Source organism: Haloglomus irregulare, from assembly GCF_007421925.1.
GTDB classification, from domain to species: domain Archaea; phylum Halobacteriota; class Halobacteria; order Halobacteriales; family Haloarculaceae; genus Haloglomus; species Haloglomus irregulare.
Map to the genome: position 1 here is coordinate 1 of NZ_QMDX01000041.1, position 6,776 is coordinate 6,776.

The window sequence follows — 6,776 nt, forward strand, 5'->3', positions numbered from 1 at the left end:
TCCGCCTTCCGGCGGTGAGGGGAAGCCGCGCCGTTTACGGCGCGGAGGATGTCACGGAGGCTTCGGGAACATCCACTGGCAGGTCCAGCGTATAGCCGTGTTCGGAGGAATGCAGAGTCGGCGCTTTCAGCTCCCCTGCCTCAAGCATCTCGTTGAACCGTTGGTGGGCTGGGAACCGTATTTCGTGCTTTGTCCAGTCGGCATACGAGTTAGGCGATAGCGAATTCGGCGCCTTCAGCATCACCACGACGTCTCTGTCCGCGGCTTGGACCTCGTGGATGTCTCCACGGCTGTCCGGGCCGAAGGGAACCGTGTCGTCGGGCTGGGGACAGTCGCGAGGTGCGTGTATGCTTCAGGAAATCGACCATGCCGGTCGTAATGATTGTTTAGCTGCTCGACGACGGTTTCGATATTGCTCCACTGAATGTACGGTGAGTCTCCACTATCCAATAGGTGGCTTCGAAGCTGCTGCCATCCAACCCGCCTGATTTTTCGTTCCTCGACAGTGTCGACGATGAACCGGAAGGCACGGTACTTCTCACGATGAGCTTTTAGAATCCGAGTAACACGATGGTAAATACATCACTTGAATCGGTTGTAGAGGTATGCGTCTGTGTCCTCGAACGGCTCGTACTCGTCGTCTCGGACGTATGTGTGGTCGTTGCTATCGCGGGACTGAATCGCTTCGAGGTGCCTGTCTCGCCAGTATTCCTCCTCGAGCAATCGACGGAAATGGCGTTGCCCGAGCTCCAAGAGTCGGGAACAGGCAGCGTGATACTCTCTGGGAATCTGGAATTGTTCAGTGAGGTGTGTCATCTGTTGTCCCCGGGATTTCTCCCCCGCACCCCTTCTGAGGGGTGATAAACAGTCTCCGGAGCGAGACATCCGGATTCCGCGCTGCGACGCCAATCAGGACTCGACTTGTGTATCGGTCTTCCCGCTGTGTTGCGGTTGCGTAAGCAGACTCACGTTCTGGAGGAGTGTCCTCGCTGTCTCGATCCGTTCCTGATCTGCGTCGTCGAGTCCGGTAGTCTCGATACGGTTTCGATTGGTGAGTGAGCGATGCAGTCGATATACGGGTGTGTTGCGTGGGTCCATTTGAAGCGCCTCGCCGATTCACGGCGCAGAGAAACATCTCTGGCTGCGGGTAGCTGTGGGACTGAGCCTGCTCGTTAACCAACATTGGTGTGTCCCTGAGTCGCTTTGTTGGTTAAGACCTGGACTGTTCCAGTCTGCTGGGTCCGTAGCGAACCGAGCCACACACCCGGCACTCCCAAATCGGTTGTCCCGTCCACGCCTCATCCGGGACCGACTCGTGGGTCTTGAACCGATGGCCGGTCGCCCGTCCACAGTTTTGACAGTCGAGTTCCTGTGTCGTCGGCACCGACAACTCCTGCTGATCAGCCGTAGCCTCGCCAGTGGATTCGGTCAGCGCTATCGCTGGAACCAGCCACGTCGCGTCGTCGGTGTCGTTGAGGACCGCGTCGAGACGCGACGCGTCGCGGATGCCGTCTCCACGCTGGTCGTAGAGCCGCGTCGGGGCCTGCTCCTGATACTCCGACGCTTCCTGCCCGTGCCACCCAGTCCGGTCACGGGCGGCACTGAGAAGCCGCTCTCCCTCCGCTGACGCCACCTGTACCGCGTCGGGGAGTGAGGGCCATTGCTCGGCCAGCTGGCGCGCCGGCGCCTCGTCGAGATCGTAAATGAGTGTGTACCCGTCGACGGCCGGCTCCGCCTCGTTGGCAGCAAGGAGGTTCGCCGCGGCGCCGCCCTTTGCCAGGGCGCCGTAGAACGTGGACGATTCGACGACCAGGTGGACGATGCCGAGGACCGTCGTCGACGCTGACTCGCCCGTGCTGGTGGTGTCACTCTCGAGATGGTTGGTAAGACAGAACCGGCATTTCGGCTGGCCGTCTGGGACTGACGCCCCACAGGACCGGCACTCGTCACCGGCGGCCGTCGGCGCATCAGAGTCGCCACAAGTGCTCGTCGCGACCCGTTGCCGCTAGGGGGTCACCTTCACACCCCTCGTCCAGCCCCGTGTCCGGAATATGGGACGCCTCGCCGATCGGCCGCAGTTCCTCGAAATCGAGATTGCGATTACGCATCGATTGGTGTGGTTTGTCCCGGATTCGTATTTCAAATTCAGGGACAGTAGTCCGCTCCGGCTCCCGCTTGAGCATGAGGCATGAACAAATTCATGCGAACATTTTATACTTCATGGGAAAGTAGATGGCAGTAGCGGCTGGGGTCCCTATGAGCAGCAACGACACTAAGCACGTTCAAACTGAACTGAGCGAGGACGAATACGAACGCTTCCGGGAGTTCGCGAGAGAACACGGACTCTCGCTCAAGAAAGCCGGCCACGAGGCGCTCATCGAGTGGATCGAACGCCAGCAGCAAGCTGACCCCAACGACCCGGCGTTCACCGTCCTCGACGACCTCGAGGACGAATCGCTCCCAGCGGCGGCGGCGACAGACGCTCGCGAAGAAGACGACCTCGTCGACGAGTGGCACGGAGGCGACGAGTCCCTCACGCTCGCCGACGACCCATCCGCGCAATCCTGAACCCGGATGGCTGAACCAGTCGAAACCCCGATCGGCACGGTCACACCTGAGCATTTCCGTCCGGGGACCATCCGCCATCAGGTCGCCGTCGGGCCGAAGTTCCTGTACGCGCTCTTCAATCCACAGGATCAGATGCACGCAGTTTCGCGGGCGTTCATGACGTTCGTTCGCGACGGCGACCTCCCGTACCGTCGCCTCATCGTCAACGACCACATCGTCGACGAGGCCGCAACCCGGTTAAAAAAGCAAGCGTCGATGCGGAACGCCGCGTCGTTCCTGACGACGCTCGACGACAGCACGCTGTATCAGTTCGAATCCGTCTCCGGAGATGTTTTTGATAAGGCGAAAGCGACGTTCGTTGAGTGGACGAATCTGGGTGCGTCGCTCACCGATTTCACTGTTGCAGCGCATATGGAGGCTTTAGAGGTCGATCACATCCTCACGTACGACCGGCACTACGATGCGTTCGACGTGACAACGCTCCCATATCGGAATTAGGACTAGAGGTGCCAACCATGACCGAATCCCCGCGAGATGGGGTCCAATCGTGGACTGAGTCGATGAGCGCCTGCGACCGCATTCGGGCGGTCGCCGAGTCACTTCGGGAACCCCGCTCAGTTAACTGGATCAGCGAGCAGGCCGACGCCGCCTGGAGCACGACCAACGAGGAGCTTCAGGATCTCGTCGACCAGGGCCAGTTGCGTCGCGTCGAGGCCGGCGAGACCACGCGCTACCAGCCGGACTACACGCGCCTGCTCTTCGAGGAAATCCGTTCGCTCATCGAGGAGAACACGCGCGAGCAACTGCGCCACGAATTGGTCGCGATCACCGAAGAGATCGAGGAGTGGCAGGCGACCTACGACGTCGAGACGTAGGAAGAGATCGAACAGTCGCTTGCTGATGGCGACCTCGCAAGTGACGAACTTCACGAGCGCCGTGACGTGATTACACGCTGGGAAGGGAATCTGGAGGACCGTCGCCTCATCAAGCACGCATTGGTACTCTACTCGGATGTCGAAGCTGTTCGCGAGCAGATGATGGACGTGGCTGACCGCGCCATCCGCTAATCCCGTCTCACGGCGGGTTTGATGCGCTATTCAGCTGCTCTATGTCGTCGTCCTCGTACGCTGCCCGCCATATCGCATGCACGGCACGCGTCACGAGTGAGACCTCAGTCACGTCGATACACGACGGTTCGGCGTCCGTCGTCGCGGCCGCGGGCGGGGGATGGAAATGACTCTCGGGCGAGTGTGTGTTCGGGTGGCGATCGAAACGCCGGTTGACGTCGTCGCTATCGACGTAATGGAACGAATACATCCCCAGTTCGCTCCACTGGATATCGAGCCGAGCGCTCTCGGCATCGGCGAGCCCATCGCTGAGACTGATCCGCAGTTCCGTGGGAGCGACGACATCGTCGTACCCTGTTTCGTCGACGAGCGGTTCGAGGTCGAGCCAGAGGTCACGAATCCGCTGGAGTGCCGGCAGATAGATCGGCCCGAACTCGCCGGCGCGGTCGTCGTCGCTCATACAGCGAGCTGGTGGCTGGCCTCGTCGTACGCGAGCGCGGCTTGCGCGACGGCGAGATTCTGTCGCGTCGTCCGCCACGCGGTGAGGTCATCCCACCCCTCCGTCTCGTCGCCGTCGAGTTGCTGGGCGAGTTCCTCCGGCGACACCACGTCGTACCGGTCCTCGTAGCACCGGATCTCGGCCTTCATTTCCTGAATGCTGTCGAGCAACTCCGACCGGTCGACTTCCGCACGCAACTCGCGAATCCGAGACATCAACACCCGGTCACTGTTGCGTTTGTACAGCGTCGTTTGGCCCTCCTGTTCCGTCTCGGCGAAGCCCGTGTTCACGAGCGACTTGCAGTGGCGACGCGCTGTCGGCTCGCTCACGAGGGCCCGCTCGCCGATCTCGGCTGCCGACTGCCCGTCGTGGGTCTGTTCAACGACTTCGTACACCCGCTCGAACGGCGTAGTGTCGTCTTTCCAGTCCGCCTTGACCTGTTCGTTGACGTCGTCCCACGTCTCGGTCATACTGGGTGCTACGCGGGCGAGGAACAAATAGCTTTCTGGGAAAATTATTCTTTCCATAATATCCCGATGCGCCCAGATAGTCGGCGCCGGCGCGTTCGCCGCGTCTCCGCCTCAGATGGAGTCACCCATCGGCTCCAGTCGTGACTGACTTTGTAAACGACCTTAGGGTCAAGACCCGATGTATCTCGCGCATCTGTACCTGCCCCACCGGGTACTGTACCTACTGTAGCCTTCGCTGTCCTTGTTGATTTCGGTGTTAGAAGAAGCTAAACAGGCCGTAGCGAAGACCGAGTGACTGCCGGCCGCCGTCCTATTCGGTGGCGAGTTCCTCGTAGATTTCCTCGTGCTCGTCGAGGTCCTGTCGGCCGAGGAACCGGATGAGAAACTGCCGTGCCTCCTCGGGGGACATCTCATCGGGAATCTCGGGCTGGTCACTTTCAGCGGCCATCCTTACTCCCCACTATGGGTGTCGTCGTCATAATCGTTCGGCTCATCGGTGTCTTGATCGACTGTGTCGTGTTCCGAGGGTAGTTGATCCGTTCCCCCAATACGCGCCAACCACAGGTTGATGGTCGCCTCGTACTCCGGAGCAAGGGGCTCCGTGTGTGCTCGTAGATACGCGGTCACGTCGTCCGGATCGACACTACCCTCATCCGTCGCGAGTGCCTTCAGAATCTCTTTGATCTCCCGATCGTAGTCGAAGCGCAGCCCATTCAGCGCGTAGAAAATCCGGGTCGACATGAGTGCTGTTCGCTTGTTGCCATCGACAAACGGATGATTGGCCGCAATGAGCCGGAGCAGCTGGAAGGCCTTCTCGTGGAGCGACTCGGGGCCCTGACCGAACTGGCCTTCCTGAACGTGTTCCACGGCGTATTCGATATCGCCTGGCGAGGCCACCCCGGCGGTAGTCTCTGTATTTGCCTCCACGATCAACGCGTGAATGGCTTGGATGTCGTCGGCCGACAGGTAGCTGATCGACTCCGAGTCCTCGCCCATTGTCGATATCCTCTGCGACAACGCGTATCTATCTACTGTTTTGTGGAGCGCGCTCTCGGGCCACCGCGGTGGCACGATCTCCGCGCCGTCCGATGTCGAGCTCCTGTAGCACGTCGCGGTGGGTCCGTATCGTCGTTGCCGTAACGCTCGCCACGGCCGCGGCCTCGCCCTGTGTTACCCATCGCCCTGCCTCCTGGCTGGCCGTGTAGAGACAGGCCGCAGCGAAGCCGGCCGGGTGGACGCCGGTCGTCACCCCCGCCTCCTCGGCTGCTTCGGCAAGTACTCGCGCCCGGCGTCGGATCCGCGCCGGACAGTCGAGGTCGGATGCCAGCCGTGGAATGTACATCGTCGGTGTCTCGGGTTTGGCCGGGAGTCCCAGTTCCTCGTTGAGTGTCTTGTAGGCGTTCGTAACTCGTGATTCCCCGACCGTCGCGACCGCCACGATATCGTCGAGGAGCTGCGACCGGCCGTTGCACCGGCAGGCCCCGTGGACGCTGGCCGCGGCGATCGCCTCGATAGATCTGCCACGAAGCAGATCCTCGTTGTGCGCGCTCCTGAAGAGCTGGCACGCCTGATCGCGAAGCGACTCGGAGAGCTCGAGGGCACTCGCCAACCGGCGCACTTCGCCCAGCCCGTGTGCGGGTTCCGTTCCGCTTTCGACTGAAACCGCCCACGGGTCTGCTCACGGCGCATCCGCGCGAGTCGCCGTCGCTTCTGCCCGGAGAGTTCGTTCCCGTTCGCGTCGGTGCCGCGACCGATTTCCGTCGACAGGCCGCGATCATGGCGGGCCGCAGTGAGTGGGGCGCCCGTCCGGTCGCGCTCGTCTTCGTCGAACCCTCGCCACTCTGGCCCGTGGTCGAGACGTTGCTCCTCAATAACGAGGCCACAGTCCTCGCAGACGGTTTCGATAGCGTTGGTGGTGACCCGGCCGTCGCACTCGGGACACTGATTCGACTCCGTGTCGGTCTGGACGTCTTCGTCGAACGCTGTCTCGTAGATGTCTCTGGTTGCCATCGGTCTCGCCGTGTTTCGGGAACCCGCCAGTACAGCGAGCCCCTCACCCATTGAGGGGGCAATAAACGCTATCGAGTACGGACCTCGGTCAGCTGACTTGTGGCTCACTGACATCCTCCCACGGCTAAAGCCGTGGGGTTCCCGACCACAGGCCGGGCGTCC

At 61.3% G+C, this 6,776-nt stretch carries 8 protein-coding genes and 3 pseudogenes; 3 read left to right on the plus strand and 8 right to left on the minus strand.

The features are described 5' to 3' along the window. Positions 1-582: 582 nt before the first annotated feature. The 3 genes and pseudogenes from DP107_RS20995 to DP107_RS21630 all read right to left on the minus strand — a co-directional run bounded on the left by DP107_RS20995 (position 583) and on the right by DP107_RS21630 (position 2,108). Positions 583-723: a hypothetical protein gene (locus tag DP107_RS20995; protein WP_238330973.1), complete on the minus strand. Its 141-nt coding sequence runs from the start codon at positions 721-723 to the stop codon at positions 583-585. Positions 724-909: 186 nt separating this feature from the next. Then, on the minus strand, positions 910-1,098 hold the full coding sequence (locus DP107_RS21625) for a hypothetical protein (protein ID WP_144263723.1): 189 nt from the start codon (positions 1,096-1,098) through the stop codon (positions 910-912). 112 nt (positions 1,099-1,210) lie between these two features. Further along, a pseudogene (locus DP107_RS21630) lies at positions 1,211-2,108 on the minus strand (biosurfactant protein 1). Between the two features lie 148 nt (positions 2,109-2,256). On the opposite strand from DP107_RS21630, the gene DP107_RS19400 reads away from it, so the two are divergent. The 3 genes and pseudogenes from DP107_RS19400 (at position 2,257) to DP107_RS21325 (ending at position 3,635) form a co-directional block, all read left to right on the plus strand. Further along, the gene (locus DP107_RS19400) at positions 2,257-2,568 is read left to right on the plus strand and encodes a hypothetical protein (RefSeq protein WP_144263724.1); all 312 of its coding nucleotides are present in this window, start codon (positions 2,257-2,259) and stop codon (positions 2,566-2,568) included. Positions 2,569-2,574: 6 nt separating this feature from the next. Continuing rightward, on the plus strand, positions 2,575-3,066 hold the full coding sequence (locus DP107_RS19405; protein WP_238330974.1) for a type II toxin-antitoxin system VapC family toxin: 492 nt from the start codon (positions 2,575-2,577) through the stop codon (positions 3,064-3,066). Between the two features lie 17 nt (positions 3,067-3,083). Further along, positions 3,084-3,635, plus strand: a pseudogene (locus DP107_RS21325) (DUF7342 family protein). A 7-nt stretch (positions 3,636-3,642) separates the two neighbouring features. Here the strand turns inward: DP107_RS21325 and DP107_RS19415 are convergent. The 5 genes and pseudogenes from DP107_RS19415 to DP107_RS19430 all read right to left on the minus strand — a co-directional run bounded on the left by DP107_RS19415 (position 3,643) and on the right by DP107_RS19430 (position 6,614). After that, positions 3,643-4,095 carry a hypothetical protein gene (locus DP107_RS19415; protein WP_144263725.1) on the minus strand — a complete coding sequence of 151 codons (453 nt, stop codon included), beginning with the start codon at positions 4,093-4,095 and terminating at the stop codon, positions 3,643-3,645. Beyond that, a complete protein-coding gene (locus DP107_RS19420; RefSeq protein WP_144263726.1) occupies positions 4,092-4,604 on the minus strand; it encodes a winged helix-turn-helix domain-containing protein in 513 nt (170 codons plus the stop codon). Before DP107_RS19420 ends, DP107_RS19415 begins: the two co-directional genes overlap by 4 nt. 310 nt (positions 4,605-4,914) lie before the next feature. Further along, positions 4,915-5,052 carry a hypothetical protein gene (locus DP107_RS20410; RefSeq protein ID WP_185977419.1) on the minus strand — a complete coding sequence of 46 codons (138 nt, stop codon included), beginning with the start codon at positions 5,050-5,052 and terminating at the stop codon, positions 4,915-4,917. A 2-nt stretch (positions 5,053-5,054) separates the two neighbouring features. Continuing rightward, entirely contained in the window at positions 5,055-5,600 is a 546-nt protein-coding gene (locus tag DP107_RS19425) for a type II toxin-antitoxin system death-on-curing family toxin (RefSeq protein ID WP_144263727.1), read from the minus strand. Positions 5,601-5,628: 28 nt separating this feature from the next. Beyond that, a pseudogene (locus DP107_RS19430) lies at positions 5,629-6,614 on the minus strand (transcription initiation factor IIB). Positions 6,615-6,776 lie beyond the last annotated feature (162 nt).